General features: G+C 72.0%; 20 protein-coding genes. 6 read left to right on the plus strand and 14 right to left on the minus strand.

Features of this window, described 5'->3' with window-relative positions; translation table 11 throughout:
• Window positions 1-50: 50 nt before the first annotated feature.
• Together ACRX5W_RS12485 and ACRX5W_RS12490 are read right to left on the minus strand one after the other, a co-directional pair.
• Window positions 51-1,565, minus strand: coding sequence for a glycosyltransferase 87 family protein (locus tag ACRX5W_RS12485; protein WP_436788133.1), 1,515 nt, complete (start codon window positions 1,563-1,565; stop codon window positions 51-53).
• A 228-nt stretch (window positions 1,566-1,793) separates the two neighbouring features.
• Window positions 1,794-3,797 carry an acetoacetate--CoA ligase gene (locus ACRX5W_RS12490; protein ID WP_436788134.1) on the minus strand — a complete coding sequence of 668 codons (2,004 nt, stop codon included), beginning with the start codon at window positions 3,795-3,797 and terminating at the stop codon, window positions 1,794-1,796.
• Between the two features lie 301 nt (window positions 3,798-4,098).
• Here ACRX5W_RS12490 and ACRX5W_RS12495 point away from each other — a divergent pair, with 301 nt between their 5' ends.
• Window positions 4,099-4,542 carry a Zn-ribbon domain-containing OB-fold protein gene (locus tag ACRX5W_RS12495; protein ID WP_436788135.1) on the plus strand — a complete coding sequence of 148 codons (444 nt, stop codon included), beginning with the start codon at window positions 4,099-4,101 and terminating at the stop codon, window positions 4,540-4,542.
• Entirely contained in the window at window positions 4,539-5,723 is a 1,185-nt protein-coding gene (locus ACRX5W_RS12500; RefSeq protein ID WP_436788136.1) for a lipid-transfer protein, read from the plus strand. Before ACRX5W_RS12495 ends, ACRX5W_RS12500 begins: the two co-directional genes overlap by 4 nt.
• A gap of 38 nt (window positions 5,724-5,761) precedes the next feature.
• On the opposite strand, the gene ACRX5W_RS12505 is transcribed toward ACRX5W_RS12500, so the two are convergent.
• Window positions 5,762-6,403: an NAD(P)-dependent oxidoreductase gene (locus tag ACRX5W_RS12505; RefSeq protein ID WP_436788137.1), complete on the minus strand. Its 642-nt coding sequence runs from the start codon at window positions 6,401-6,403 to the stop codon at window positions 5,762-5,764.
• A 79-nt stretch (window positions 6,404-6,482) separates the two neighbouring features.
• Between ACRX5W_RS12505 and ACRX5W_RS12510 the strand changes: the two genes are divergently transcribed.
• A complete protein-coding gene (locus tag ACRX5W_RS12510; protein WP_436788138.1) occupies window positions 6,483-6,983 on the plus strand; it encodes a MarR family winged helix-turn-helix transcriptional regulator in 501 nt (166 codons plus the stop codon).
• Window positions 6,984-7,012: 29 nt separating this feature from the next.
• Window positions 7,013-7,549 carry a GNAT family N-acetyltransferase gene (locus tag ACRX5W_RS12515; RefSeq protein WP_436788329.1) on the plus strand — a complete coding sequence of 179 codons (537 nt, stop codon included), beginning with the start codon at window positions 7,013-7,015 and terminating at the stop codon, window positions 7,547-7,549.
• A 31-nt stretch (window positions 7,550-7,580) separates the two neighbouring features.
• Here ACRX5W_RS12515 and ACRX5W_RS12520 read toward each other — a convergent pair whose 3' ends face one another.
• The gene (locus tag ACRX5W_RS12520) at window positions 7,581-8,561 is read right to left on the minus strand and encodes an LLM class F420-dependent oxidoreductase (RefSeq protein WP_436788139.1); all 981 of its coding nucleotides are present in this window, start codon (window positions 8,559-8,561) and stop codon (window positions 7,581-7,583) included.
• Between the two features lie 140 nt (window positions 8,562-8,701).
• Here ACRX5W_RS12520 and ACRX5W_RS12525 point away from each other — a divergent pair, with 140 nt between their 5' ends.
• Window positions 8,702-10,087 (plus strand): glutamate decarboxylase, encoded by a 1,386-nt coding sequence (locus ACRX5W_RS12525; RefSeq protein ID WP_436788140.1) that lies wholly within the window; start codon window positions 8,702-8,704, stop codon window positions 10,085-10,087.
• 309 nt (window positions 10,088-10,396) lie between these two features.
• On the opposite strand, the gene ACRX5W_RS12530 is transcribed toward ACRX5W_RS12525, so the two are convergent.
• From ACRX5W_RS12530 to ACRX5W_RS12570, 9 genes are all read right to left on the minus strand, one after another.
• Window positions 10,397-11,071: a maleylpyruvate isomerase N-terminal domain-containing protein gene (locus tag ACRX5W_RS12530; protein ID WP_436788141.1), complete on the minus strand. Its 675-nt coding sequence runs from the start codon at window positions 11,069-11,071 to the stop codon at window positions 10,397-10,399.
• A gap of 75 nt (window positions 11,072-11,146) precedes the next feature.
• Window positions 11,147-12,289 carry a serpin family protein gene (locus ACRX5W_RS12535; protein ID WP_436788142.1) on the minus strand — a complete coding sequence of 381 codons (1,143 nt, stop codon included), beginning with the start codon at window positions 12,287-12,289 and terminating at the stop codon, window positions 11,147-11,149.
• Window positions 12,290-12,539: 250 nt separating this feature from the next.
• The gene (locus tag ACRX5W_RS12540) at window positions 12,540-17,309 is read right to left on the minus strand and encodes a hypothetical protein (RefSeq protein ID WP_436788143.1); all 4,770 of its coding nucleotides are present in this window, start codon (window positions 17,307-17,309) and stop codon (window positions 12,540-12,542) included.
• A gap of 52 nt (window positions 17,310-17,361) precedes the next feature.
• Complete coding sequence (locus tag ACRX5W_RS12545) at window positions 17,362-18,249, minus strand: hypothetical protein (protein WP_436788144.1); 888 nt, start codon at window positions 18,247-18,249, stop codon at window positions 17,362-17,364.
• Window positions 18,246-19,805 (minus strand): hypothetical protein, encoded by a 1,560-nt coding sequence (locus ACRX5W_RS12550; RefSeq protein ID WP_436788330.1) that lies wholly within the window; start codon window positions 19,803-19,805, stop codon window positions 18,246-18,248. The genes ACRX5W_RS12545 and ACRX5W_RS12550 overlap by 4 nt, the downstream gene beginning before the upstream one ends.
• Window positions 19,806-20,150: 345 nt before the next feature.
• Window positions 20,151-21,641 carry a HEAT repeat domain-containing protein gene (locus ACRX5W_RS12555; RefSeq protein ID WP_436788145.1) on the minus strand — a complete coding sequence of 497 codons (1,491 nt, stop codon included), beginning with the start codon at window positions 21,639-21,641 and terminating at the stop codon, window positions 20,151-20,153.
• Between the two features lie 152 nt (window positions 21,642-21,793).
• The gene (locus tag ACRX5W_RS12560) at window positions 21,794-22,279 is read right to left on the minus strand and encodes a hypothetical protein (protein WP_436788146.1); all 486 of its coding nucleotides are present in this window, start codon (window positions 22,277-22,279) and stop codon (window positions 21,794-21,796) included.
• 166 nt (window positions 22,280-22,445) lie between these two features.
• Entirely contained in the window at window positions 22,446-22,712 is a 267-nt protein-coding gene (locus ACRX5W_RS12565; protein WP_436788147.1) for a hypothetical protein, read from the minus strand.
• On the minus strand, window positions 22,681-22,911 hold the full coding sequence (locus tag ACRX5W_RS12570; protein WP_436788148.1) for a hypothetical protein: 231 nt from the start codon (window positions 22,909-22,911) through the stop codon (window positions 22,681-22,683). The genes ACRX5W_RS12565 and ACRX5W_RS12570 overlap by 32 nt, the downstream gene beginning before the upstream one ends.
• Window positions 22,912-23,198: 287 nt before the next feature.
• Between ACRX5W_RS12570 and ACRX5W_RS12575 the strand changes: the two genes are divergently transcribed.
• Window positions 23,199-24,419, plus strand: coding sequence for a hypothetical protein (locus ACRX5W_RS12575; protein WP_436788149.1), 1,221 nt, complete (start codon window positions 23,199-23,201; stop codon window positions 24,417-24,419).
• Between the two features lie 94 nt (window positions 24,420-24,513).
• On the opposite strand, the gene ACRX5W_RS12580 is transcribed toward ACRX5W_RS12575, so the two are convergent.
• Window positions 24,514-26,385: a penicillin-binding transpeptidase domain-containing protein gene (locus tag ACRX5W_RS12580; protein ID WP_436788150.1), complete on the minus strand. Its 1,872-nt coding sequence runs from the start codon at window positions 26,383-26,385 to the stop codon at window positions 24,514-24,516.
• Window positions 26,386-26,794: the final 409 nt, after the last annotated feature.

Here is a 26,794-nt window from a genome sequence, read left to right on the forward strand (position 1 = left end):
CGCACCGTGGCCGCCCGGCACCGCGCCGGACGGCCGCTGTTGATTCCGCGTCAGTTCCCTATTTCGACGCCGCGCCGGTCGGGGCCGTCGCCGGGGTCGCCTGACGTGCCGTCTTTCGCGGCCGCAGCGTCGGCGGAAGCCTTCGCCGTCTTGCCGCCGCCGGACGCGGCCGACGCGACCGCCGGAACAGCCTCGGGCACGATGACCGGCACGGCGGGGACCGCGTTCGGGGCCAGCCTCGTGTTGGTGAGCACGAGCCAGGAGATGACCACCGTCAACACGGCGCCGCCGAGCAGATAGCTGTTGCCGACGAACAACTGCCAGATGTTCCAGTCCTTCTCGCGACCGCCGTCGCGCGGCACGAGCCACATGAGGCCGAATGGCTGGAACGGCACGTTGTCGTCCCACTCGCCGAGCGCGTTGATCTTCATCGGCCACGACGCGTAGAACACGAAGAACGCGCCGACCGCCGCCCACCAGAGCCTTGTCGCCCGGCGGTACGCGGTGTGGACGAGCAGGATGAACGCCGGGACGACCCACACCCAGTGGTGCGACCACGAGATCGGCGACACGAGCAGGCTCAGCGCGCCGACGATCACGACGCCGAGCAATTCGCGCCCGGCCAGGGACGCCTTGGCGGCGGCGAGCAGGCCGATCACCACGACGGCGGCGCACAGCACGAGCCAAATGCCCGTCACCACCGTCTCGTTGTCGATCAGGCGGGTGAGCATGCCCTTGATCGACTGGTTGTTGAGGGTGCCGACGCTGAGTTCGCCGTTGACCTTGTTGCTGATCTCACCGAGGTTGGTCCAGTACTCCTTGGACGCCCGGGGGATCATCAGAAAGCCGAACGCGACGGTCGCCAGGAAGGCACCGACGGCGACGGCGGCGGCCCGGAAACGGCGCGTGATGATCAGGTACACCACGAAGATCGCCGGTGTGAGCTTGAGGCCGGCGGCGATGCCGATGCCGATGCCCTTCCACCGCCGCGAGTCGGGGAACGACAGGTCGACCAGCACGAGGGCGAGCAGGACGAGGTTGACCTGACCCCAGATCAGGGTCCACGCCACCGGCTCGAACCACACGACGGCGGCGAAGGTGAGCAGTGTGATGCCGACGCGCCCCCACGTGCGGCGGTGGCCGAGCATGCCCCACGCCGCCCACACGATGACCGCGAGTGAGACGAAGCTCGTCACGGTCATGGCCCATTGCAGGCCGCCGAAGCCGAACGGGAGCTTGTAGAAGATGTAGGCGGAGAAGGGCGGATAGATGAAGGGGAGTTCCCAGTCGCCGTGGTTCTCGCGATAAAGCCGTTGCTGGCCTCGCTCGAGCGACTCGGCCGCGCCGTAGTAGACGTTCAAGTCCAGCATTCGCCAGAAGATGACGTCCTGGGTGACCGACCACCACACCCACAGCCCGACCGTCAGCAGCGCCGCCGGAATACCGGCCATGAGCAGAAGTCGTCCTCGGCGGAACGTCTTGTCCTTCTTGCCTGTGAACGGAGCCCGCGGTGCGAGGGTCAGCAGCTCGCGAAAGGACGAGACGAGCACGCGGTGGAAGGACATGTCTGTAGCGGACTCCACGTCAGGCACGGATGGCCGGAGAACACGGCCGCGGTCAGAATATCGGCCGGTCGCGGCCCCGGTCGGGTTGTGCTCGCGCGCGGCCGGAGCTTGTGCGGCCTACCCCGTGGGCGACGATGCCGAGCCTGTCGAGGGTCTGCCTCACCGGCGCACAATCGCCAAGGTGTACGTGCCGAGAAAGCACCGTACCACCGCCCACATAGGCGTCGTTCAGGCGGTCTCGTCGGGGCCCGAGGCGCGTTCGGCGGCCAGGCCGGCGTAGTAGCGCAGCAGGTCGGGATTGTCGACCGAACCGGGGTTGACGGCCTCGGCTGCGGCGTGGCCTTGGAGGAGGCGTTTGATGGGGATTTCGAGGCGTTTGCCGGTAAGGGTGTGCGGCACTCCGGGAACCTCGATGATGTCGTCGGGGACGTGGCGCGGCGAAACCTGTGTGCGGATCGTGTCCTTGATGCGTGTGCGCAGCGCGTCGTCGAGCCGGACTCCGGGCGCCGGCACGACGAAGAGTGGCATCCAGTAGTCGCCGCCGGGTTGTTCGACGCCGATGACCAGCGATTCGGTGATCTCGGGCAGGCGTTCGACGGCTTCGTAGATGTCGGCGGAACCCATGCGGATGCCCTGGCGGTTCAGTGTCGAGTCGGAGCGGCCGTGGACGACGGCGGTTCCCCGTGACGTGATCGTGATCCAGTCGCCGTGCCGCCACACGCCGGGATACGTGTCGAAATAACTCGCGGTATAGCGCGATGTGTCCGGGTCGTTCCAAAACATCGTGGGCATCGACGGCATCGGGGCGGTGAGGACGAGTTCCCCGACCCGGTCGGTCACCGGTCGGCCCTCCTCGTCCCAGGCCTCGACGGCGCAGCCGAGCAGCCGCGCCTGGAGCTCGCCGGAGTAAACGGGGAGGGTGGGGACGCCGCCGATGAAGCCGCTGCACACGTCGGTGCCGCCGCTGACGGACGCCAGCCAGACATCGGGGACGGCGTCCTCGTACACCCAGCGGAACCCATCGGGCGGAAGCGGGGATCCGGTCGTGCCGACGCAGCGTACGCGCGACAGGTCATGGGTCTCGCGCGGGCGCAGCCCGTGTTTGCGGCAGGCCATGAGGTAGGCCGCGGAGGTGCCGAAGACGGTGGTGCCGGTGCGTTCGGCGACGGTCCACTGCGTGTCGGGGTCGGGGAAGGCGGGGCTGCCGTCGTACAGCACGATCGTGGAGCCGACGAGGAGGCCGCCGACCAGGAGGTTCCACATCATCCAGCCGGTGGAGGTGAACCAGAAGAACCGGTCGGCCGGGCCGAGGTCGAGGTGGAGCGCGTTGTGCTTGAGGTGTTCGAGCAGGATGCCGCCGTGGCCGTGCACGATGGCCTTGGGGAGGCCGGTGGTGCCGGAGGAGTAGAGGATCCACAGCGGGTGGTCGAAATCGACTGGCTCGTAAGCGACTTCATGGTCCCCGTGAACGGTGTCCCCCCAGGCCACGGCGCCTTCGGGCGCGGCGTGGCCGAGCAGCGGGACGTGGACGGTCTGCCGCAGGGTCGGCAACTCGCGGACGATTGCGGCGACTTCACCGCGGCGGTCGATGTCCTTGCCGGCGTGGCGGTAGCCGTCCACCGCGATGAGCACCGCGGGTTCGATCTGCCGCAGGCGGTCGAGTGCGCTGCGCGCGCCGAAGTCGGGGGCGCAGGACGACCACACGGCCCCGACGGCGGCGCAGGCCAGCATCGCGACGACCGCCTCGGGGATGTTGGGGAGGTACGCGGCCACCCGGTCGCCCGGGCCCACCCCGAGCCCTCGCAGGTGGTGGGCGAACGCGGCGACCAAGCGCCGGAGTTCGCCCCACGTGATCTCGCGTGGGTCGAGCGCCTCGCCGAGGTGCACGATCGCTGTTTCGTCCGGGTTTGTCTCGGCGCGGCGCAGCGCGTGCCGGGCGTAGTTGAGGCGCGCACCGGGGAACCAGACCGCTCCGGGCATGGCCGCGTCGGCGAGCACGCGCGTGGGTGGGGCGCTGAAGGCGACGTCGAAGTAGGCGCAGACGGAGGCCCAGAAGGCTTCGGGCTCGGCGACCGACCAGGCCCACAGGTCGGCGTAGTCGGTGAACGGGTCGATACCGCGGGCCTCGGCGGTGCGGGTGGCGAAGTCCGTGATGCGGGCCGCGCGTACGCGTTCTTCCGAGGGTCGCCACAGAACCTCGGGAGCGGCGGGCGGCTCGGGCACGGCGGGCATGGGCGAACCTCCGGGCAGTCGTATCTGTCCCGAGGATGCCACCCGATGTGGCGGGCAGCGCTGTTCGGCGCGCGCTCGGACGGTGGACAGGCGACGGGAGACACGGCCTCGTTACCTGCGGTAACACCCGTGCCCGGTCGTGCGGTGTTCGATTGGCGGATCGGTGTTGCCCGGCGTCTTGCCCCAGAGAACTGACGTACCGTCAGAATAGACGGGTGGGGCTTTCGCCGGCCCTACCCGAGCCGCCGCATGCCCGTTTCGGGTCGGCGGGGCCGTTTCCGACGCCAAGGAGGCCCGCGCGATGAAGGACCGCAAGCCTGTGGTCCCCGGCTGGTTCACCACGGACGACGGGGAGTTCCGCCTCCTCGGTACCCGGTGCACCGCCTGCGGGACCGTGTTCTTCCCCCGACAGGACGCCTTCTGCCGGAACCCCGCCTGCGCGGGCCGGGAGTTCGAGGAGGTCAGGCTGTCGGGACGCGGCACCGTGTGGTCATACACGAACGCGGGGTACCGGCCGCCCGCGCCGTACATCTCCGACGCCGAGACGGAGTGGGAGCCCTTCACAATCGTGGCGGTGCGGCTGGCGGAGGAGGGCATGATCGTCCTCGGCCAGGCCGAGCCCGGCGTCACCGTCGACGACCTGACCGTCGGCGCCGAGGTCGAGATCGTCCCCGGGGTGCTCTACGAGACCGACGAACAGGTCTTCACCACCTGGAAGTTCAAGCCGACGGGGGCCGCGGTATGAACGAGGTCGTCGTCCTCGGTGCCGGCATGCACCCGTGGGGCAAGTGGGGCCGCAGTTTCGTGGAGTACGGCGTCAAGGCGGCCCAGGACGCGCTCGCCGACGCCGGGCTCGACTGGCGCGACATCCAGTACGTCGCCGGCGCGGACACCATCCGCAACGGCTACCCCGGCTTCGTCGCGGGCGCGACCTTCGCACAGGCGCTGGGCTGGACCGGCGCCCGGGTGTCGAGCTCGTACGCGGCGTGCGCGTCCGGCTCGCAGGCCATCGCCAACGCGCGCGCCCACATCCTCGCCGGTCTGGCCGACGTCGCCCTGGTGGTCGGTGCCGACGCCGCGCCCAAGGGCTTTTTCGCACCCGTCGGCGGCGACCGTCCCGACGATCCGGACTGGGTGCGTTTCGCCGTGCTCGGGGCGACCAACCCGACGTACTTCGGGCTGTACGCACGCCGCCGCATCGACCTCTACGGCGCGACCGTCGAGGATTTCGCCCGGGTGAAGGTCAAGAACGCCAAGAACGGCCTGCACAACCCGAACGCGCGCTATCGCAAGGCGTTCACCCCCGAGCAGGTCGCCGCGTCGCCGGTCGTGGCCGATCCGCTGCGCCTGATGGACATTTGCGCCACCTCGGACGGCGGTGCCGCGATCGTGCTGTGCAGCAAGGAGTTCGCAGCCCGGCACACGACCCGCCCGGTGCGGATATCGGCGGTCTCGACGGTCACTCCGACGTTCCCGAGCGCGATCATCGAGATGCCGGACATCGCCACCGATTCGTCCGCCGCGGTGCCCCCCGGCGACTTGTCCTTCCGGGCGTCACTCGCGCACGCGGCGTACGAGGAGGCCGGTCTCGGCCCGGAGGACCTGAGCCTGGCCGAGGTGTACGACCTGTCCACCGCACTGGAGTCGGACTGGATCGAGGATCTGGCGATCTGCGGGCGCGGTGAGGCGGAGAAGCTGCTGCGCGACGGCGAGACCGAGATCACCGGCCGCATCCCGGTGAACGCGTCAGGCGGCCTGGCGTCGTTCGGCGAAGCGGTCCCGGCCCAGGCGATCGCGCAGGTGTGCGAACTGACATGGCAGTTGCGCGGATGCGCCGGCGCCCGCCAAGTGCCGGACGCCAAGGTCGGCATCACCGCCAACCAGGGGCTGTTCGGCCATGGCTCGTCGGTCGTCGTGACGCGCTAGAGGTGCGGCCCGCCCGAGTCGGGCGGGCCCGCCTTCAGTCAGTAGCCGACCGTGAACCTCGTGCGGTGGTGGCGGGGCCGCTCGGCTTCGTCGAGGAGCGCGACCGCCAGATCCTCCGTCGAGATCGACGAGTTGCCGTCCGCGTCGACCAGCAGCGTGTCGCCGCCGAGCCGATACACCCCCGTCCGCTCGCCCGGTTCCAGGATCGCGGCGGGACTGAGGTACGCCCAGTCGATCTCGGCGGGCGCGGCGCGGTACACGTCCAACTGCTCGGCGCACGCCGCCGCGATGGGCGCCCAATCGGCCGGGAAATCGGGCATGCCGGCGACCGTGCGACCGCCGGTACCGGGCACCGTCAGGCTGCCGGCGCCGCCGACCGCGAGGACACGCACCCCCGTCTTGCCGATGCCGGCCAGCAACGCCCGTGTGGCCTCGGGCAGTTCTGCCTCGCGGCCGGGAGCCGGGCGGGTCGCGGTGATGACCAGGTCCTGGCCGACGGTGGCCGCCGCGACGTCGTCGGGGTCGCGGGCGTCTCCGGTACGCACGTCCACGTCGGCGGGAAGCCCGCTCAGGTTGCGGTGACCTCGTACGACGGCGGTGACCTCGTGGCCGCGCGCCCATGCCTCGGCGACGACCCGGCTGCCCACGTTGCCCGCTGCTCCGAACACGGCGATACGCATGAGGCACTCCTTCACGAGAATAATCTCTTAGTACTAAGAGAATATATCTCAACGCTAAGATATCCGCTAGCCTGGCGGCATGACGGATCACGTGGACCTGGTCCTCGCGCAGTGGGGCGACCAGCGCCCCGACCTGGACGTATCCCCGATGGCCGTCTTCGGCCGGTTGTCACGGGCGGCGCGGCTGGTGAGCACGGAACTCGCACGCACGTTCGCGATGCACGGACTCGACGGTCCGTCATTCGACGTACTGGCGACGCTGCGGCGCAGCGCTCCCCCGCACCGGCTGACCCCGGCCGAGCTGATGCGCGCGTCGATGGTCACGTCCGGGGCGATCACTCAGCGCCTCGACCGGCTGGAGGCGCGCGGGCTGGTGACGCGTACGAGGAGCGAAGCCGACGGACGGAACCGCCTGGTCGGTCTCACGGACGCCGGGCGTGTGCTGATCGACGCCGCGCTTCCCGATCACCTGGCCACCGAGGAACGCCTTCTCGCCCCGCTGACCACCGAGGAGCGCAACGCGCTGCGGGACGGCCTGCGTGCGCTGCTCGCGTCGCTCGGCGACGCGGAGCAGAGGTGAAGGCGAGCAGCACGGAACGGGAGGCGACGGTGCGGATTCGCCCGGCCGGTGAGGCCGAACTGCCTGTACTACGCGACATCGAGCGGGCCGCGGGCGCGTGTTTTCGCTCCGTCGGCATGCCCGAGATCGCCGACGACGAGCCCTTGTCGGTCGAGGAACTCGACGCTTTCCGGCGGGCCGGACGCGCGTGGGTCGCCGTCGACAGAACCGGGGAGGCGCGCGGCCGCACCGAGCACGTCGTCGCCTACCTGGTCGCCGCACCCGTCGACGGCAACCTGCACGTGGAACAGGTGTCCGTGCACCCCGACGCGGCAGGGCGCGGGGTCGGCCGTGCGCTGATCGACCACGCCGCCCGGCACGCGGCACGGCACGGCTTCCCGGCACTCACGTTGACCACGTTCTCCGACGTGGCCTGGAACGCGCCCTACTACCGCCGGGTCGGGTTCCGGACCCTGCGCGACGACGAAGTCACCCCACAGCTCGCGGAGTTGTGCCGCCGGGAAGCCGAGCACGGCCTCGACCGGTGGCCGCGCGAGTGCATGGTGCGACCGGTCCGACAGGAGTGACGGGGAGACGGCGCAACCGGTGTGACCCGCGTCAGCCGACCGGGGCCAGCAACCGCGCCGCCTCCATCGGGTCCGCGTCCGGGGAGGTGCCGATCACCCCGAGGACCGGCACGGTGACCCCCGCGTCGACGTACTCCTGGATCCTCGCCCGGCAGTGCTCCGGCTTGCCGTGCACGATCAGTTCGTCCACGAGTTCGTCCGGCACGAGTTCGAGGGCCCTCTTGCGCTCGCCGGCCGCCCACGCGTCCCACATCGGCGCGAGAACGTCGCCGCGCCCGAGCCAGCGGTGGAACTCCGCGTAGACGGGCACATTCAGGTACGACGTGATCATCCGGCGGCCGACCGACCGGGCGTGCGAGGGGTCGTCGACCGGACAGACGAAGATCCGCGCGACGATCTCCTTGCCGGGCCCGCCCGCGTGCACGTGCGGCACGACGGTCCGAACGTCGTCGGGGGACAGCCAGTTGATGATCGCGCCGTCCGCTTCCCGGCCGGCGAGGCGCAGCATGCCCTCGCGCAGGGCCGCGACGAAGATCTTCGGCGGGGTCTGCGGCGGCCGGGCGAGGCGGAAGCCGCGCACGGAGAAGGTCTCGTACTCCTCGGTCACCTTCTCGCCCGCGAACGCGGCGCGCAGGAAGCGCACGGTGTCACGCACGCGCTGGTACGGCCGGTCGAACTCGGCGGAGTTCCACGACTCGACGATGATCTGCGAGGCCGCGCCGATCCCGAGGTGGAAACGCCCCGGCGCGAGTTCCGCCATGGCGGCCGCGCTCATCGCGAGAGTCGCCGGGCCGCGCGTGTACGGCGAGACGATGGCCGTGCCGAGCCGCACCGACGGATCCGCGGTCGCGGCCACCGCGAGCGGCGTGAGCCCGTCGAGGCCGTCGACCTCGGCGGACCAGACGTCGGTGTAACCGGCCGCCACCAACTCGCGGACAAGCCGCGGGTGTTCGGACAGCGGAGCGTTGAGCGGCACGGTGATGCCGTAGCGGTACGCGTGTTCGGTGGTCACCTGGGCCTCCACGAAGTCGACCTCACAACTACCACACACGCCCAAAGCATCGGTCGGCATGTCACGGCAACGGGGGGCTATTCGTCACCATATGGTCGCTTTTCATTCGGCGAGGGCGAACGATCATATGGAGGCCCACAGTGGTCCTGCGGCATCCCGACGGACCGTCCGGTCTGCACCGCGACATCATCGCGAACCCGCTCTTCTCCCGGGAGCCTCTGCAACTCCCCCGCCACAAGCTGTCGGCGACCGAAATCAATCCCGACACCGCCTACCAGATCGTCCACGACGAACTGATGCTCGACGGCAACGCACGGTTGAACCTGGCCACGTTCGTCGGCACGTGGATGGAACCGCAGGCAAGGGTCCTGATGGCCGAGTGTGCGGACAAGAACATGATCGACAAGGACGAGTACCCACAGACAGCGGTGCTGGAGAACCGCTGCGTCGCGATCCTGGCCGACCTGTGGCACGCTCCGGACCCCGAGGGCGCGGTCGGCTGCTCGACGACCGGTTCCAGCGAGGCCGGCATGTTGGCCGGTCTCGCGCTCAAGCGCCGCTGGCAGCAGCGGCGCAGGGCGGCGGGGCTCGCGTGTGACCGGCCGAACCTGGTCATGGGCAGCAACGTCCAGGTCTGCTGGGAGAAGTTCGCCAACTACTTCGAGGTCGAGCCGCGATACGTGCCGATGGAAGGCGACCGGTTCCACCTGGGCGCCGACGAGGCGGCGGCGCTGTGCGACGAGAACACCGTGGGCGTGGTCGCGGTGCTGGGCTCGACGTTCGACGGCTCCTACGAACCGGTCGCGGACATCTGCGCGTCCCTCGACGCGTTGCGGGCGCGCGGCGGTCCGGATGTCCCCGTGCACGTCGACGGCGCGTCGGGCGCCATGGTCGCGCCGTTTCTCGACCCGGACCTGGCTTGGGACTTCCGGCTCCCGCGCGTCGCGTCGATCAACACCTCGGGGCACAAATACGGGTTGGTCTATCCAGGCATCGGATGGGTGCTGTGGCGTGATGCCGCGTCGCTCCCGAAGGAGTTGATCTTCAACGTCAACTACCTGGGCGGCGAGATGCCCACGTTCGCGCTCAACTTCTCGCGGCCGGGCGCGCAAGTCGTGGCGCAGTACTACACGTTCCTGCGGCTGGGCTTCGAGGGCTTTCGCAGGGTGCAGCAGGGCTGCCGCGACGTGGCGACGTATCTGTCGTCGCAGGTCGCGCGCCTCGGGCCGTTCGAGCTGCTGACCCGAGGCGACGAACTCCCCGTCTTCGCCTTCCGCATCCGCGCCGACGAGACGCGCTTCACCGTGTTCGAGGTGTCCCGGGCGCTGCGCGAGCGCGGATGGCTGGTGCCCGCGTACACCTTCCCCGCGAACCGCACCGACCTGGCGGTGCTGCGCGTGGTGGTCCGCAACGGTTTCAGCCACGACCTCGCCGACCTGCTGCTCGCCGACCTCAGCCGAGCATGCGAACGACTCGGCCAGGGGACCGCGTCGGCCGACGCGTCCGCGAGCGCCTTCCACCACTGAGACCTACCGCACCGGCCGCGTGGCCCGGTCGGGTCAGACGAAGTCGAGGTTGCGGGCGACCTTCTCCCACGCCCGCACGTCGGCCTGCACCTGGTCGGCGTGGGCCAGGACCGCGTCCACGGCGTCATTGCCCAGCACGAGGCGCAGCGGCGTCGCGTCGGCGTCGATGGCTGCCAGGATCGCGTCTCGCGTGCGGCCCCGGTGCAGGTGTGGGCGGTGCGAGTCGGCCGTGTGTGCGCGTCGGGCGGGGGCGGGGCCGGCATGGGTCGGGTCCGCCCCGCGAGTCAGTCGCGTCGGTCGGCCGGGGGCTCAGACCTCGCTTTCCAGCGGCGCCGAGTGCCAGCGCCAATCGCCGACGACGCGTTCGCGCCCGGGCAGGTCGGCGCGTCCGGTGGCCCACAGCAGCGTCGCCCACGGGTCGGTGTCGGTCGGGGCTTCGGGGAAAAGACGTCCGAGTGTACGGGCGCACAGGTCGGACGGCGGCACGAACACCGTGCCGAGGCCGGACGCGACGTCGTGGGCGTGAACCAATGTCTCGACCACCCCCATCGCGGCGAATCCCTCGGGGTCGGCGATGCCGTAGCCGTGGTACGCACGCACGTGGGTCGGACGCAGCGACACCAGCGCGGCGAGCATGCCCGCGGTCGCCTCCAGCGCCGCAAACAGCCCTTCCGCGCCCTTCACGCGGTCGACGAAGACCGCGTTGGCAGGCCCGCCGGGGCGCAGCGCGGCGTAACGATACGGGGTGTCCATGGTCGTGGGCGGTGTCGCCGGACCGAGTTGCGACGCGTATTGCAGCAGGTCGTCGACGAGGTGTTCGGCGGTCTCCCAGCAGTCCCACTCCAGGGTGCCCGCAGGGGCGTGCCAGTCGGCGCCCTCGGGGGCGCGTCGGAATGCCGCGATGGCGAGCGCCACGGCGTATTCGATGTCGGCGGCACTGATGGGGGTGCGGAGCGACCGGGCGGATCCGGAGGAGTCGACCATGCGCGAACGCTACCCGGGCGCGGGCCCGCAACCCGGGAAAACCGTTTGAGGCCGGCACAACCGGTTGGAACCGTGTCAGATGAGACGCGGCACCGTCGCCTGGTAGGCGGCGAACAGCGGGACGGTTCCCGAGGCGTCCATCACCGCGCAGCCGAAGGGGCGGTCGAACGTCAGACGAAGAGTGGACGGGTGGTGGGTGAAGCCCATCAGCTCCATCCGGACCTCGGTGACGGCGGTGGCCTCGACGCCTTCCTCGTCCACGCGCAGCAGTGACTCCTGGTCCACTCGGTCGATGTAGAGCGGGTCGGGCGACAGCGCACCGAATTCCGCGGCGTGCCGTGCGAGGGCGAGCGTGACACCGAGAGCGGGCAGGTGGTCGTGGACGGGCAACGACGTCCGCAGGCCGAAGCGTGGGAGCCGTAGGACGACTTCCTCTTCGGTGATCGGGTTGCCGATACTGCGCGGCGCCCACGCGGCGGACATCACCGGTGCCGGTGCCATGCCCCGGGGACCGAGCGCGAACCTGATGAGTGCGGGATGGTCGCCGGCGCAGGGCAGTTCGACGATATGGACCGGGCCGCCGTGTGCGCCGACCGTCCACACGTCCGCGGCGGGAACCTCGCGGAACATCATCGGGACGCTCGCCGAGTCGCCGTCGCGGGGGCGGAACGGCGCGTCCATCGTCAGGTCGCGATCGAACGGCTCGGCCCAACGGGCTTTGAGGGCAAGGGCGTTGACGAGAACAAGGAGAGCGTCGTCGCTCGGTACGCCAGGGGCTCGATCGATCATTCCCCCGGTCGCGCGGGCGATCCACGCGTCGATGGCGGCGGGGTCGCCGAGTTCGCCGAACGTGATGTCGGGGAGGCCGCCGCGGAATTCGTCGCGGACCGGGCTCGCGCTCCAGACACCGGTCGCCACGGCCAGTGCCTCGGTCGCGGCGAGGTCCCGGGCCACAGCGGTGACCAGCGGTTCGGCTTCGGGGCCGGCGACGCCGAGCAGGTCGGCGAGTTCCTCGGCGGTGTCGCCGAGGGCTCCGCACGAGATGGCGGCGAGGGCGAGCCACAGCCCGGTCGGCGAGCAGACGACGTTGCCGCCGGACTGGTCCACGGCCGAATCGGAGAGCAGCCGGTCCAGCCACCGGGATCCCAACTCGCGGATTTCTCCGGCGTATTCGCGGATCCCCAGGTCGTACTCGCCGAACGCCATGAAATCCCTCACCGTGTCGAAGATCGCCGTTTCCACACTAACGCGGCAAGGTCGGGCGGTCTGCCCGGTCCGGCAGCTTGTGGAGTCGCGGCGGCGGTACCGCGTCGGCCCTTGCGGGCCCGAGGCCCGTCCGGTGGGTCTCCCCTGCCCGCTGCCCTTCCCCGCCCGCACCTCGCGACCGCACCTCGCGACCGCACGCCGCCGATCACGACCGACTCCCCCGGGCGAAAACACACCGATCGCGGAGATCCGCCGGACCGCACTACGGCACGCTGACTCCCGGCGTGTCGTGCGGGTGCGGCTGCGCGGGTACGGCGGCCGTCTCCGCGCTGTCGGGCGGTTTGCGGAAGACGCGTGTGGCGTGGATCTGCCCGAGGCCGTCGGGGATGTCGGGGTCGGGCTGCGGGAGTCCGGGACGCAAGTGCTCCTCCACCGAGATGTACTTCAGGCCCGCGCGGAGGTCGGCGTCATTGCGGAGCCGGACCACGAGCGGGAACTCGGCGAGCGCGGTCGTGTCGAACAGCCCTGTCGTGTAGATGAGTTGGACACCGAGCGCGTCGGCGACCGCGCGTTGCAGCTCCAGCAGGTAGGAGGCGTTGGCGCGCCCGATCGGGTTGTCGAGGAACAGCGTCCCGGCGTGCCGGTGCCTCGCCCTGCCCCGGTCGTTGCTGCGCAGCGCGGCCATCGTGCAGTAGAGGGCGATGGCGGCGGTGAGGAGCTGCCCTCCGGAGAAGACGTCACCCATTTGGCCCACCGGCACGCGTTCGGCGCGAAGCACGGAGTCGGGCTTGAGGATTTCGACCTGGACGCCGCGGGGGTCGAGACCGGCGTGCACGCCGCGCAGGAGCAGCGTCATACCGTCGCGGCGTACCGGGCCGGCCGAGCCTCCCGGGCGCCGGGTGCCGCGCGTGGCCTCGTCGACCACCTCGCCGAGGCGCTCGGACAGGTGTGCGGCGTCCGGGTCGTCGAAGCGGATGCGCAGGAACTCCTGGCCGGACCACTCGCCGAGTTCGTCGGGCAGCCGGGACAGCCGTTGCGCGGCGCGCAGCGTGGTGAGGGACGCCTCGACCATGCCGCGCAGGCGGTCGACGATGCTGTCGCGGTTGCGTTCGATCTGGGCGAGCTCGTCGGTGAGCACGCGCAGTCTCGGCTCGAACGCGGAGGCCCAGGCGAGGGCGTGCTCGGGGAGGGCGGAGAGCGGAAGCTCACGGATCTGCTGGCGCGCGGGCATGCGCACTTGCTCGAAGCGGGCCGCGCCGGCGTGCCGTACGACGGCTTCGGCGCGTTCGCGGACCTGGCCTTCGGCGGCGGTCAGTTCGCCGGCGGCGGTCCGGAGTGCGCGGCGGCACGCGGCAGCCGCGTCGCGGGCCTCGGCGGCGCTGCCGTCGAACGCCTCGGGGGTCTCGTCAAAGGACGCCTCGACGGACGGCAACGTGTCGGTGAGCGAGACGGCGATCTCCGCGAACACCGCGGCGCCGGATTCGGCCTCCGAGAGCGCCCGGACCAGCCGCGCGTGGGTGTCGCGCGCGGCGCCCAGCCGCTCGCTCCACCCGGCGTGCTCGGCGGCTGCCTCGCGCAGGAGCTCCTGGGCGTGGGCGGGATCGCGCGGCACGCGGTCCGCCGGCAGTTCGACGTGTGCCTCTCGGCCGTCGCCGGGGGCGTGGCGTTCGACCTCGCCGCGCAGGCGCCCGAGGAGTTCGTTGGCGGCGTCGGTGCGGCCTTCGAGGGTGCGCACGTGTTCTTCCGCGCGGGCGGCGGCGGCCAGGCGCGCGGGCCCGGCGGCGCCGTCCGGCCCTGCCAGCAGCTCGCCGGCGTGCTTGCGTACGCGCGCCGACAACCGGTCCAACGCGGCCTGTGCGGCGGCTTGTTCGCTCTCCGCGCGGGCCTGCTCGGCACGCAGGTCGGCGCCGACGCCGACTTTGTCGTAGAGCACGGACGCCGTGCGGTACGCCTCGCGCAGCGCGGGCAGTGCGCCGGGGGCGTCGCCTGCCTCCGTGGTGTCGCCGTCGTCAGGGGCCGAGTCGGTGGCCGCCATACGCAGGTGGCCGCTGATCTCGGCGCGTTCCTCCAGGAGCGCGCGGGCGGTGCGGCGGGCGTCGTCGGCGGCCCGCTGGGCCTGGCGGCGGTCCTGGTCGGCGGCTCGGGCGAGGACGAGGTTGGCTTCGGCGGCACTCTCGTGTTCGCCGGTCTCCTGGTCCAGCTCGCGGATGCGGCGCGTCCATCCGGCGCGCTCACGCAGGCGGAACGCCAGGGCGGCGAGCGTGTCGGCGCGGCGCCGGGCGAGTTGCGCGGCGTCCATGCGGCGGTCGCGCTGGTCGACCGCGCGGGCGCGTACCGTCTCCGCGGTCGCTGCGGCGGCCTCCGCGTCGGCACCGGCCGCACGGGCCTCGACCAGCGCGTCCGTGGCCGCGGACAGCGCCGCGACGAGTTCGGCGACGCGGCCCGGGGGGCAGGTGGCGCGCCACGCGGCGAGCCGCCCGGCGAGCGTGCGGTCGCCGTCGAGGCGGGCGGCGCGGGCGCGGATCGCGTCGTCGCGGTCGGTCGCGCGGCGGCGCAGCGCCTGGCGTTCGGTGTCGGCGGCGCGTTCGTCGTGCATCGCGGGGTTCGGCGGGACGAGGAACACCGTGTCGGCGGACGGTGCGTCGGTGCGGTCGGCGAGCAGCGCCTCGGGGGTACCGACGGTGACGGCCGAGCGCGGCAGCAGCGCGGCCTCGGCCAACACCTCCCGGGCGCGCTGCATCTGGTCGGCGGCGGTGACAACGACGCCGTCGACCAGGTCCGGGTGTGCGTCGAGGACGCAGGCGTGTCGCTCGGGCGGCACGGACTGGGCGAGGTAACGCCATCCGGGCAGGGCCGGAATGCCGTGTTCGCCCAGGAGTTCGACGGCGGCCAGCACGTCGGGGGCGGGCGGCAGCAGGCCGCCGTCACCGAGCGCGGCAAGAATGCGGCTGTCCTCGGCGGCGTCGGTGCGTAGTTGGAACAACGCGCGCTCGCCTTCACCGACGGCGTCGGCGAGGAGCCCGGCGAGGACGTCGGCGGCCCGGTCGAGCACCGCGGCGTGGCCGGCGGGGTCGGCTGCCGCTCCGGGGCCTGCGGTGTGGGGCGCGTCGCCGGTGCCCGCCGGGCCGCGTGCGGTGCGTGCGTGACCGGCGCCGCGGGGCCCGCGGGCGGATTGGGCCCCGGCCGCGCCGTCGGCGGGCCCCGGGACGCCTTGCGATCCCGCCGACCCCGCGGACTGGGCTTCCAGGCTGAGCAGTTCGGCGGTGCGCGGGTCGTCGAGCAGCGCCCGGGCGGAGGTGCGCACGCCTTGCAGTTCCTGCTCGGCGGCAGCCAGTCTGTCGGCTGCGCGGGCCGCGGCGAGTTCGGCGCGTCCTCGCTCGGTCTCGGCGTCGCGTACGGCAGCGGTGGCCTGCTCGACCGCCGCGCGGGCCTCGTTCCACGAGGCGGTGGCCGCCTTCTCGTCGGCTGCGGCACGCTGCGCGGCCTCCGCCGGGTCGTCGTCCGCGGCGATCCAGCCCGCTTCGACGGCCTGATCGAGCTCGCTGCCGACCTCGCTGAGCCGGGCCCGCAGGTGGACCGCCTCACTGCGGGTGCGCTGCGACTCGGTCGCGGCGACAGTGGCGGCGCGCTGCGCGGCCTCGCCCCGGGCCTGAAGGTCGGCGGCGCGCTGCTCCTCCTCGTCGGCGCGTTCCGCGGCGACGGCCGCGGCGGCGTTGAGCGCGCGGACGAGCGCGCCCGCGGCGGTCTGGCGGGCGGCGAGTGCGGGTGCGGCGTCGCGCTCGGCGGCCTGGATCGCGATGGCCACGCGCTCGGCGCGGTCGACGGCGGAGCGGTGCCGCAGCACCGCCTCGGTGCCGAGCCAGGCCGCGTGCGCGCCGCGTGCCTCGGTCAGTTCGCGTTTCAGCGCGGCGGCGTCCGCCTCGGCGGCGGCCAGGCGCATACCGGCGTGCCGATGGGTGATTTCGGCGGTGACAAGAGCGGTGTGGGCGCGCGAACGTTGCGCGGCGTCGACCTCTTCGGCGGCGGCGGCGACCTGTTCGGCGAGTTCGCCGGCCCGGTCGCGTTCGCGTTCCGCACGGGCTGTGAAGCCGCGTCCCAGGGAGCGTGCTTCGTCTTCGGCGGCGCGGTGCGCGGCACGTACGCGGGTGCGCTGGTCGGAGGCGTCGGCGAGGGCGTGCAGCAGGCCGGTCGCGCCGTCGACGAAGTCGCGTTCGGCGGTGAGTTCGGCGCGCTGCGACAACTTGGCGGCGAAGCCGTCGACGAGGTCGGCGAGGCCGTCCGTGTCGGCGGTGTCGGTGACGGCACGCAGCAGCAGGTCGACGAAGTCGGCGTCGTTCTTGACCGCGAAGAGCCCGGCGGCCTCACCCTCGTCGGCGTTCATCTCGCGCTGGTAGCGGAAGAGTTCGGGATCGAGTCCGAGTTGGCCCAGGTGGTCGTTCCAGCGCTCGTGGATCTCCTCCCAGACGACGTCGACGTCCGGGTAGAGCTTCGCGGTCTCCGCGAGCGCGTCGCGGAAGCCGCGCATCGTGCGTCGCCGCCCGGCGGACACGACCGGCAGATCGTCGAGGGTCAGGCCGGGGCCGGGCCGGAACGAATACCAGGCTTCGGCGAACTTCCTCGGGTCGGAGGAGACTTGGCGGCCCCGCCACTCGCTGACCTTGCCGACCACGACGAGTTCGCCGGTCAGCGTGTGCTGCCATTCGAGGGCGACGTGGCCGCAGTCGTCGGCGAGCAGGAACTTGCGCAGTACGCCGGAACTCGCGCCGCCGAGGGTGTTGCGGTGGCCGGGCAGCATGACCGAGAAGATCAGTTTGAGCAGCACCGACTTGCCGCCGCCGTTCTCCAGGAACAGCACGCCCGCCGGCGCCGGCCGCCGCGGCGGGCCGACGGGCTCGCCCTCGAAGAGCTGGGCCTGCCGGGGCGCCGGGTCCGGCACCGGCTCGCCGACGCCGCGCAGGTCGAGCACGGTGTCGGCGTAGCGCGCACCCGCGGGCCCGATGGAGAACAGGCGGACGCGGGACAGCTCGTACATCGGCGGCGGTCTTCTCTCTCGGGTGGGGATGGGTCCTGCGGGGGTGCGGCGGTCAGACTCCGTGGAACGGCAGGCCCGCCCCCGGCACCAGCTCGCCGGCGTCGTCGGCCGGGGGAACCAGTGTGGCGCTGCCGTCCGACACCGGGACGATGCCGAGGTCGAGGAGTTCGCTCATCGCGGCGCTGCCGGCCATGTCGCGCACTTGGAGCTGGTAGCGGGCGGTGGTGCGGTACGTGCCGCCCGCGTCGTCGGAAACGCGTTGCAGGAAACCGGAGTCGACGAGAAACGCGACGGCCTTGCCGACGATGCCGGTCGTGGACGCCGACAAGCGCCGCGCGTCCTTCGTCGCACCCGTCGCGCTGCGCCGCGCGTACACCCGCCAGGCGGCCTCCAAGCCGGGGGCGTCGGTGGCCGGGTCGCTGTTCTCGCCGGTCTGTTCGGCGCGTTCCTCAAGGCGCCGGCACGCCTGCCGGACGAACGCGTCGACGCCGTGGACGCTGATGCGGCCGACGTAGGAGTCCTCCGCGAGGTCGTCCGCGCGCGGGAACGCCAGTGCCGCGATGGCCAGATGCGCGAGACCGTGCAGGAACCGGTCGGTCGACTCGGTGGAGGCGCGGCGCGCGTAGTCGCTCATGCGGACCGCGAACACCGAGTCCTCGGCGGCGGTCACCGCCATGCCGGCGCGCGGCGACACCTCCAGGACGACGAGGCCGAGCCCGGCGGCGACCGCGTCGCACAGGGCTGCGAAGCGGTGATCCTCGCGGTGGCGGCGCACGAGTTCGGCGTATTCGGCGTCGCGGGCCGGCAACAGCTTCGGTTGCAGGCCGAAGGCGACGAGCCGGGCCGCGTCGCTGACATCGGCCGACGTCATCGCCGCCGGCTGCGGGCCCGCGCCAGGGTGCACGGCGGGCCGGTCCGGGGTGCCGATCGGGTCGTTCATGAGTGCAGGTGTCCGTCCGACGGGTCCATGGGGTCGGGTGGTTCGCTGGTGTGCAACGGGTCGGCCGCAGCGTTCCCGAGCCTGTCTTCCGCGGTGAGCAGAGCGGTGCCGACGATCAGGTCCGCGCCGCCGACCTCGGGATCGTCGAGCTCGGCCCCGTCGTCCACCGCGACCAGCAGCGAGCGGTCGCCCTGCCGCAGCGCGGTGCCAAGCGGCGGCGATGCGGCGTGGAACGCCAACAGCGCCACAAGGTACGGCAGATCGGGGTCGCTCGCGCGGGCCTCGGCCAGCAGCCCCGACAACCTGCGCGGCGCGTCGGGCGGAATGTCGAGCAGCGCGGCGGCGGCGTCGTGCTGAGCCTCGCTGAAGCGGCTGTCGTCGGGTGTCGCGACCAGGTCCGGCTCGGGCACCTCGGCGCCCAGATGCTCGCGTTCCAGCGGTGGCGTGAGCAGCAGTTCGGTGAGGTCGTGCAGGCGCACGGACACAGGAGTGCGCAGCCCGGTGCCGCGCGCGAAGAAACGGTCGGTGACCAAACGCGCGTCGGCCACCGGGAGTTCGAGGACGGGCCGCAGGAGTTGGCCGTACACGTCGAGGCCGGGGCGCTGTGGGCGGGCGGCGAAGGCCTGCCGGTCCTGCTCGGCCCGAAAAAGCGGCCCGGCCTCCAACAGGCGGGTCTGCAACTGCGTGTGGCGGCGGATGCAGTCCTGCACGATGTCGACCAACTCGGCGGCGCCGCGCTTGTGGTCGGCGTCCTCGGCCTCGTCGCGGGCGCGGCGGATGTTGGTGAGGATGGCGTTCTCGTGCCGGTAGCGGTCCGCGACGTGGTCGAGGGCCTCGTCGATGAGGTCCGGTACGGCGCGCAACCAGTCCACCGCGCGGACGTTGCGACGGGTGGCCTCCAGCGCGCGGCGCAGCGTCTCGGCGTACTGGACCGTGCGGTAGCGGGCCTGTTCGGCGGCGAACCGCGCCTCGGCGAGGCGCCCGCGCCGGATGAGGTGTTCGAGTTTGACCTCGGCGGCGATCTGCGCGCTGGTGACGTCGGTGTCGAGGGCGCCGACGAGCACGTTGACCGCCTCGTCGGTGGCGCGCAGGAAGATGTCGCCCTCGGGGCCGGGGACTTCCTCAAGGAGCTTGAAGTCGTAGTCGCGGCGCACGTATCCGCCGCCGTGCGTCCATGTGCCGTAGACGGCACGGAAACCCCGGTCGACGTTGCCGACGTTGATGAGGTTCTCCAAGACCCAGCGGGCGACGCGCTCGTGCTCGGCGGCACTGCGCTCGGGGGCCTGCGCGGCGACCCGGGGGCGCAGCCGTGCAACGACCTCCTCGTGGTCGGCGCCGGTGTCGAAGTCCATGGTCACGGTGACCAAGTCGATGGCGGTCAGGCCGATTTCAGCCATCGCGTACACCGAATACTCGCCCGCGAGGTTGACCTTGCGCGCCTCCAGGTCGTGCAGCGGCGCGGTACACGCGAGCGCCTTGAGGCGGCGGGCCAAACCCTCCTCGGTGAACCCGGGACGGTACGAGGCGCCACCCGGCGCGGGCGGCGGTCCGGGCATGGCGACCGTGCCCCGGCGCGCGCCGGGTTCGCGGAAAGAAGGGGCAGCCTGGGCGGAAACGGTCACGGTCGACAAGAGTAGAGCGTCCCCGCGACACTTCCTCCCGGTGCCGCGGCGGACGACCGGGGCCGGGAAGGAAGCCACTTGGCGGCCGGACGCACCGGCGGAACGCCGGTCTGTCGGCTGTCCCGTGCGGCGGGTCGACCGACCGGTGAGTTTACCCGACTACGGAACCCTGCGAACTCCACGAACTCCACGAGCTCCGCGCGAAGCGCGTCGTAGGCCGAGCGGCGGCAAGGGGGCACCGCCGGCGCGCGGTTCGTCGTGCGAGGCCCGCCACTCCGGTCACGTGGCGGCGAGTCTGCGGCGGGCGGCTTCGCGCACGTCGTCGGTTTCGGCGGGATCGCGGGCGAGGACGCGGAGGCGGTCGGCGACGCCGTCCACGGTGACATCCGCCCAGTCGACGGCGCGCAGCCGGGTCTCGGCCTCGCAGTCCCACAGGCAGTCGACGGCGGTCGTCGCGGTGAAGCCCGGCTCTATGCGGGCGAGTGCGTCCACCGCGCGGGAGCGCAGACCCGCGCACGGGGTGTCGTGGTAGACGCCGCGTACCGATTCGAGGGCGTCGGTGAGCCGGAGTCTGCCGACGCCGTCGACGAGGTCGATGAGGGTGAATTTGTCCTGGTCCGCTGTGGGCCGACATCGCCGCAGCGCCTCGATCAGCGCGGGCCCGTCGGCGGGTGCGCCGGCGCCGGCCAGTATCCGCACGGCGACGTGCGCCAGGCCCGAACTCGCCGCGGGCGCCGCGTCGGCCGCCGGGTCTTCGCCGGTCCGGCCGTCGGCCGCAAGCCAGGCTCTCGCTCTGACGACGGCCTCGGCCGAGCGCAGCGCGCCTACGGCCGAGGCCGCCGCGTGACGCACCTGCGCGGGGGTGTCGGCGCTGGTCAGCGCGGCTTCCGCAAGGTCGAGCAGCGCCGGGTCCCCGACGTCGCCGAGGTAGCGCATCGCGGCGACGCGGGCGCCCTCGGCACCGGCCCAGGCGGTCGCGAGAATGAGCCCCCGGTGCTCGGCCGTGGCGACGGACGCGAGGCGTCTGCCGCACACGAAACTTCTCCTCGGACTCGCCGCCGCCTCCGACAGCACCTGGTCGACGGTCAGCGGCGTACGGGGTGCGGTGCCCTTGCCACGCGACAGCTCCCAGCGCCACCAGTCGAAGTCGACCTTCTCGACGACGGCGCGCATGCGCTCGTCCTCCAGGCCCCACATGCGCCACGGCCGCATGGCGGTGCCTCGGCGCACGCAGTCGTAGAGCTCGTCGTCGTCCGCGCGTTCGAGGGCGAGGGCGAGCATTCCGGCCAGGGCGCGCGGATCCGCGGCGCGGGCCAGGTGGTCGAGTGCGAGCGTCCAGTCGCGGCCCTCTTCGGCGTAGCGCCGCAGCAGGCCGACGGCCTCGGGGCGGTCGGCGCGGGCGAGGTCGCCGAGGACGGCGAGGGGAAGCGCGGTGCGGTCGGCGTTCTCGTCGGTCCAGTCCTCGTCGCACAGCAGGTGCTCGGCGAGCGCGTCGAGCGACGCGTCGAGCTCGGCGTAAAGGCGTGCGTAATACAAGGAACGCGACTCGGAGGCCGGGACGGCGCGCGGGTCGCGCAGGACGCAGTCGTCGAGGGCGGCGACGACCTCCGCACGCGCGGCGCCGCATGTGGCGACCGCGCGGCGGGCCCCCTCACCGTGGCCGCTGCGCAACCGGGCGGGCAGGTCGCTCGGCGACGCGGGGCCGGCCGGGGTGCGCGCGGGACCGGCCGGGTCGGCCGACTCGTACGCGGCACGTGCCCGACTGGTCATGACTTGTTCCTTGCTGGATCGAACATGCCGCCAGCATCCGCTGCCCCGGATCAGGGGGCAACAGGATTTCAAAAACAAGAACACCGGATGACGTCGGGCGGGCGCTCTGCCACCCTTTGCACGGATTCGCGCCCGCGCCGTCCGCAGGGTCGTCAGGGCTGCCGGGGGACGCTGATCCGGGGCCGGTGCCGGCGGACCGCCCGGTAGTCCTCGCCGGGCAGGGGGCTGAGCACACGGGCGGGGACGTACGCCTGCTGCGCGCAGCTACGGGTCTGCACCTCGCCGGCGTGCACGACCGCACCCCACTGCGCCCAGCTCACCCGGGCCCGCCATGTGCCGTCGGCGTATTGGTGCCAGCTCACGAGGGTGACGTCGAGGTGTTGGCCGTCGGGCAGTCGCAGGCGCACGCGCGGCGGCCGGGTGCGGCGGGGGCGGGTCAGCTCGGGCGGGCCCTGCAGGTCGGTGGGGGCTCCGGGAACACCCGCGAATCCGTCGGCCGGCTCGGGCGCGGGGCCGGGGACCCGGGTTCCGGAGGACACGAGGCCGTCGTCGCGGCCCGGAGGCGGGGTCGTCGCGGTGCGGGAGCGGGAGGGGGCGTGCCCGGTACGACGTGCCGCCCCGGTCATGGTGCTGATCACGCGTCACATTCTTAGGTCGCCGACCCCCGAGACCCCGAGAACTTGGGCTCCGGGACCACCCCAACCACCCATGTGGCCCAAACCTTCCGTTTGACGGATATGTCCATTCGTGCTGCCTCAGATGTCTCACTCAAGACGCCGTCTTGCCCCGGCAGCGCGCGCAACGTCAGGCTTCGGCGAGCCGGCGGGTCAGGCTCGGCGCGGGCTGATCGCCGCGGTGCCGGGCCGGTGTCGCGGCGATCAGCGGCGGGTGGAATTCGGCGGCCCTCCTCGCCACGCGCGTCGCGTTGCGGAGGAGGGCCGTCGTGAGCCTGGCGACCGCGCCGGACGATCCCGGTTCGCGGACCTGTCGGGTGCGGAGGTCGCGGTGGGCGTCGCCGGTCAGCGCCGCGGACGGGGCTTCAGGAGACGACGCGCAGGTCCGGCGGGCCACCGACCGGGAGGCCGAGCATCGAGGCCAGGTCCTCGACGAGACTCGCGGCCTGCGCGAGGGTGAGTCGTTCGACGGTCCATTCCTCCGTGGGGCGGCCTTCGGCGTCGGTGTGCGGGCCGAAGCGCAGTTCGACGGGGCGTTCCGCGTCGGTGGAGCGCAGGACCGGCACACGGGGCCCCAGGGTCACGTTGTTCGACATGCGGCTTCCGATCTGTCGGGGGCGAGGACGCCCGGACGACTGTGGGCACTTATCGACACCTATCGGCCTATCGGGCCGGGTTCTTGAGCCTTGGGCCGCGGTGTTCCGCCTGGAATCCTTGCCAGTTGGCGCCACCGGAACGCGTACCGCCGCCGGTTCGTGTCCGAACGCGGCACGGTGGCCGCGCCCGTGGGCCCGTTCCCGGCACGGAGTCACGGGGACCGGCGTCGGAAACCCGGGCCGCTCGGCGTGCCGGGTATGGCCCCGGAGGGGTGCCGGGTACCACCATGGGAAGCGACGAATCGGCCGGGGACAGGCCGTGGGCCGGACGCTGGTGGTGCCGGGAGGTTGTCAGCGTGATCGACGCGTGCGAATCACTCGCACCCGAGCCTGCCGAGCGCCTGCTTGACCTGGCCGTAAGCCACCCGGCCCCGGGGACGCGCGCCGATCTGCTCGCGATCCTGGTCTGTGTCGGGGTGCCCGAGCCGTTGCGCCCGCGTCTGGCGGTGACGCTCATGGACGCCCTGTCGGTCGCGGACGCGGACGTCTTCGCCGATCTCGTGCGCACGGCGGCGGGCAGCGACAACCCGGCCGTCGTGATGTGGGTGCGCGCGTTCGCGGCGACGCCGGGGCCGCGGCGTCCCGTGGCCCTTGAGGCGCTGGTCGACGCCGGTGACCAGGACGTCGGGATCGAGCTCCAGCACCTGATGCGCTCCCCCGATGCCTCGGACCGGGCGACCGCGATGCGGTTGATCGGGCGGTGCCGCCCGCATCGTGAGGACGCGGATGAGGCAGTCGGCGGCGATCCGGTTTCCAACGCCGGGATTGTTGCCGCGCGTTCGGAGCCCTCGGAGTCCTCGGAGGCCTCGGAGGCCGGGGTTCGGGCCCTCGCGGTGGGATCGGCGGTACCGGAGGAGGCACCGTCGGAGGAGGAGCTGCCCGGGGTGCCGCAGCAACAGGACGATGCGGCGGTCCCGGTGGCCGCCGAGGAGCCGTGGCGTCCGACGTATCACGGCATTTTGCGCGTCGTGGGTTCCCGCTGGTTCGAGTTGATGCAGCGTCATCCACCCATCCACGCCACGTCGTTGCCGCCCGAGCGCCTTGGCCCGCTGCTGGTGGACCGGCTGTTGGACAGCGCGGTCGCGCTTGCCGACGACAACGGCAGCCACGCCGTGCAGGCGTTGGACCTGCGGGACTGGTCGGCCGAGATGCCGTCCGAGACCGCCGTACGCCTCGCGCGCGAGCTGAACGGGGCTTATCTCCCCGACCGCGCCGGGTTGTTCCGCCGCTATCGGACGGCCCGTCGCGGCGAGGGCCCGGATCTCGCGGTGTCCGCCCATACGCTCGCGGAACTGGCCGGTGTGGGTTCGCCGTTGGGTGCGGTCACCGACCTGCTCGACGCGTTGTTGTCGGCGGACCCGCAGGAGAGCGTCGACGCGGCGGCGTTCCTGCGTACGGCCTTGGAGCAGGCCTCGGCGGCGCGGCGGCGGGGGCACGCCGGTCACTGACCCGGCGCCCGCCGAGGCGAAGCGCGACAGATGGACGGCAGCCCCGGCGCGCAGAGCGCCGGGGCCGCCGTGGGTTCGCAAGACTCCCGAAGGATCAGACCTGGCTGAGGAAGGCCTGCACGATCGGGCCCGCGGCCTTGCCGCCGGACTCGCCCTTCTCGACCAGTACGGCGACGGCGATGTCGTTCTTGAACGCGATCATCCAGCCGTTGGTGAGCACCTTGCCGTTCTCGACGAACTCGGCGGTGCCGGTCTTGGCGCCGACGGTCCCGGGGATGCCCTTGAGCATGTCCGCGGTGCCGTTTTGGACGACGCCCAGCATGAGGTTCTTCAGCTCACCGCCTATGGCCGGGTCCAGCGGCTTGGCCGCGAGTCGGCCGGCCGGCATGGGCTCGGTGACGAGAACGGGCTGGTTGAACGTGCCCGAGGCGATGGTCGCGGCCACCGAGGCCATCACGAGCGGGCTGGCGGCCACCTTGCCCTGTCCGATCATGGACGCGGCCAGTTCGTTCTGGGAGGCCGCCGCCGGAACGGAGCCGTCGAACGTGGACGCGCCGACGTCCCAGGTCTGGCCGATGCCGAACCACTCGCCGGCGACCTTGCTCAGGCTGTCGTTCTGCAGGCGCTGGCGCTGGGCGATGAATCCGGTGTTGCACGACTCGGCGAAGTCGGTTCGGAAGTCGGCGTCCGGAATCGGCTGCAGGCCGTCGTAGTTCTTGAACGTCTGGCCGTTGACCACGAGGGTGTTCTCGCACGGCGCCTTGTCGGCGGACTTGAGGCCCGCCTGGAGCAGTGCGGCGGCGGTGATGGTCTTGAACGTCGAGCCCGGGGCGTACTGGCCGGTGAAGGCGATGTTCGCGCCGTTCGGGGGGTTGTTCGCGGCGGCGAGGATCTGGCCGGTCTTGGCGTCGAGGGCGACGATGGCGGCGGTCTTGCCGCCGTTCTTCTCCGCGATCACCTTCTCGGCCAACTGCTGGATGCGCTGGTCGAGGGTGGTCTTGAGCGGTGTTCCCGGCTGGCCCTGCACCTCGGCGAGCACGGCGATATCGGCGCCGTTGGATCCCTGGATGGTCACCTTGCTGGTGGCGACGCCGGCCAGTTCGGCCTGGTAGCGGGCCTGGAGGCCGGTCACGCCGACCTGGTCCTCGGCGGTGGCGTTCTGGTACCCCTCCTTCTGCAGGATCTCGGCCGTCGCGGTGCCGACCGTTCCGACGAGCTGCTTGGCCTTGTCGGAGGTCTGGAGCGTGATGTCCTTGACGACGATCGCCTGGCCGAAGGGCGCGAGCTTGGCGCTCGCCTTCGACTCGAACACGTCCTTGCGGAGCGTGACGACGGGGACGGCGATGTCAGGGTTGGACTTGGCGACCGCCTCCCGCAGCTTGGGGATGTCCTTGTCGAAGACCGGGTCGGACAGCGCGGCGTAGATCGCCTCCGCGTTCGGCCCCATCTTGGCCGGCCACACCGAGATCGAGACCGCGGGCGTCGGGCCCGCGAGCTGCTGCCCGTTGCGGTCGAGGATCGGCGCGCGGTCGGGCACGTCACGGGTGTTCTTGAACTTCGCGCCCTCGGTGTACTGCGGGTGCACGATGGTGGGTTGCCAGTGCACGACCGCCTTGCCGTCCACCTCGACCACCGGCACCGACGACTTGAACTCGATCGGTTTCGGAATGCCCTGCACGGTGAGCTTCGCGTTGTACTCCAGCGTCGCGGGCTTGTCGCCGTCCGCCTTGGTGTACACGCCCGGCACGTACTCGCCCTGGTTGAGCCCGAGTTGCCCCTGGGCGGCGGTGAGCACCGTCTTGGCCTGCTCCGGGGCGTCCGTCAGGGCGGCGGCCTTGGCGATGTCCTTCGCCTGCCACGCGGCCAGGAACTCCTGAGCGGTCTGTTGCGATGTGTCCTTGGCCTTGCCGTCGTCACTGCACCCGGTGAGCGCGACCGTGACCACGACGGACAGAGCCAACGGCACTGCCGCGGGGATCCGTCGCCTTGTCCTGCCCACTAAACGCCTCCTGTTTCCACCCAACCGCCGGGTTCCCCGGCCGTACCGTGCCCGCCACGGTATCCAACGGACACCCGTACCGGGCACGGGCGGGGAGGATGCGGACGGGTTGTGACCGAGCTGTAGATGTCGAAGTCCGAGCAACAGACGGGGAGTCGACGAATGCGGTCGACACGGCACGTAACGGTCACGGGACGCAGGAGGAAGCGCGCCTGGAACGCGTGTTGTCTCGTCGGTTGCGACGGCACGACGAGCGGCCCCTCATCTTCTCGCACGAAAACTCCTGCCGCACGGAAACCATTACGGCGGGACACGCGTCGGATAGAGACATGGGGCCGTACGGCACAGGCCCAACGGACATCCGATCGGGGAGTGC

The sequence above is a fragment of the Yinghuangia sp. YIM S10712 genome, assembly GCF_051388935.1.
Taxonomy (GTDB): Bacteria; Actinomycetota; Actinomycetes; order Streptomycetales; family Streptomycetaceae; genus Yinghuangia.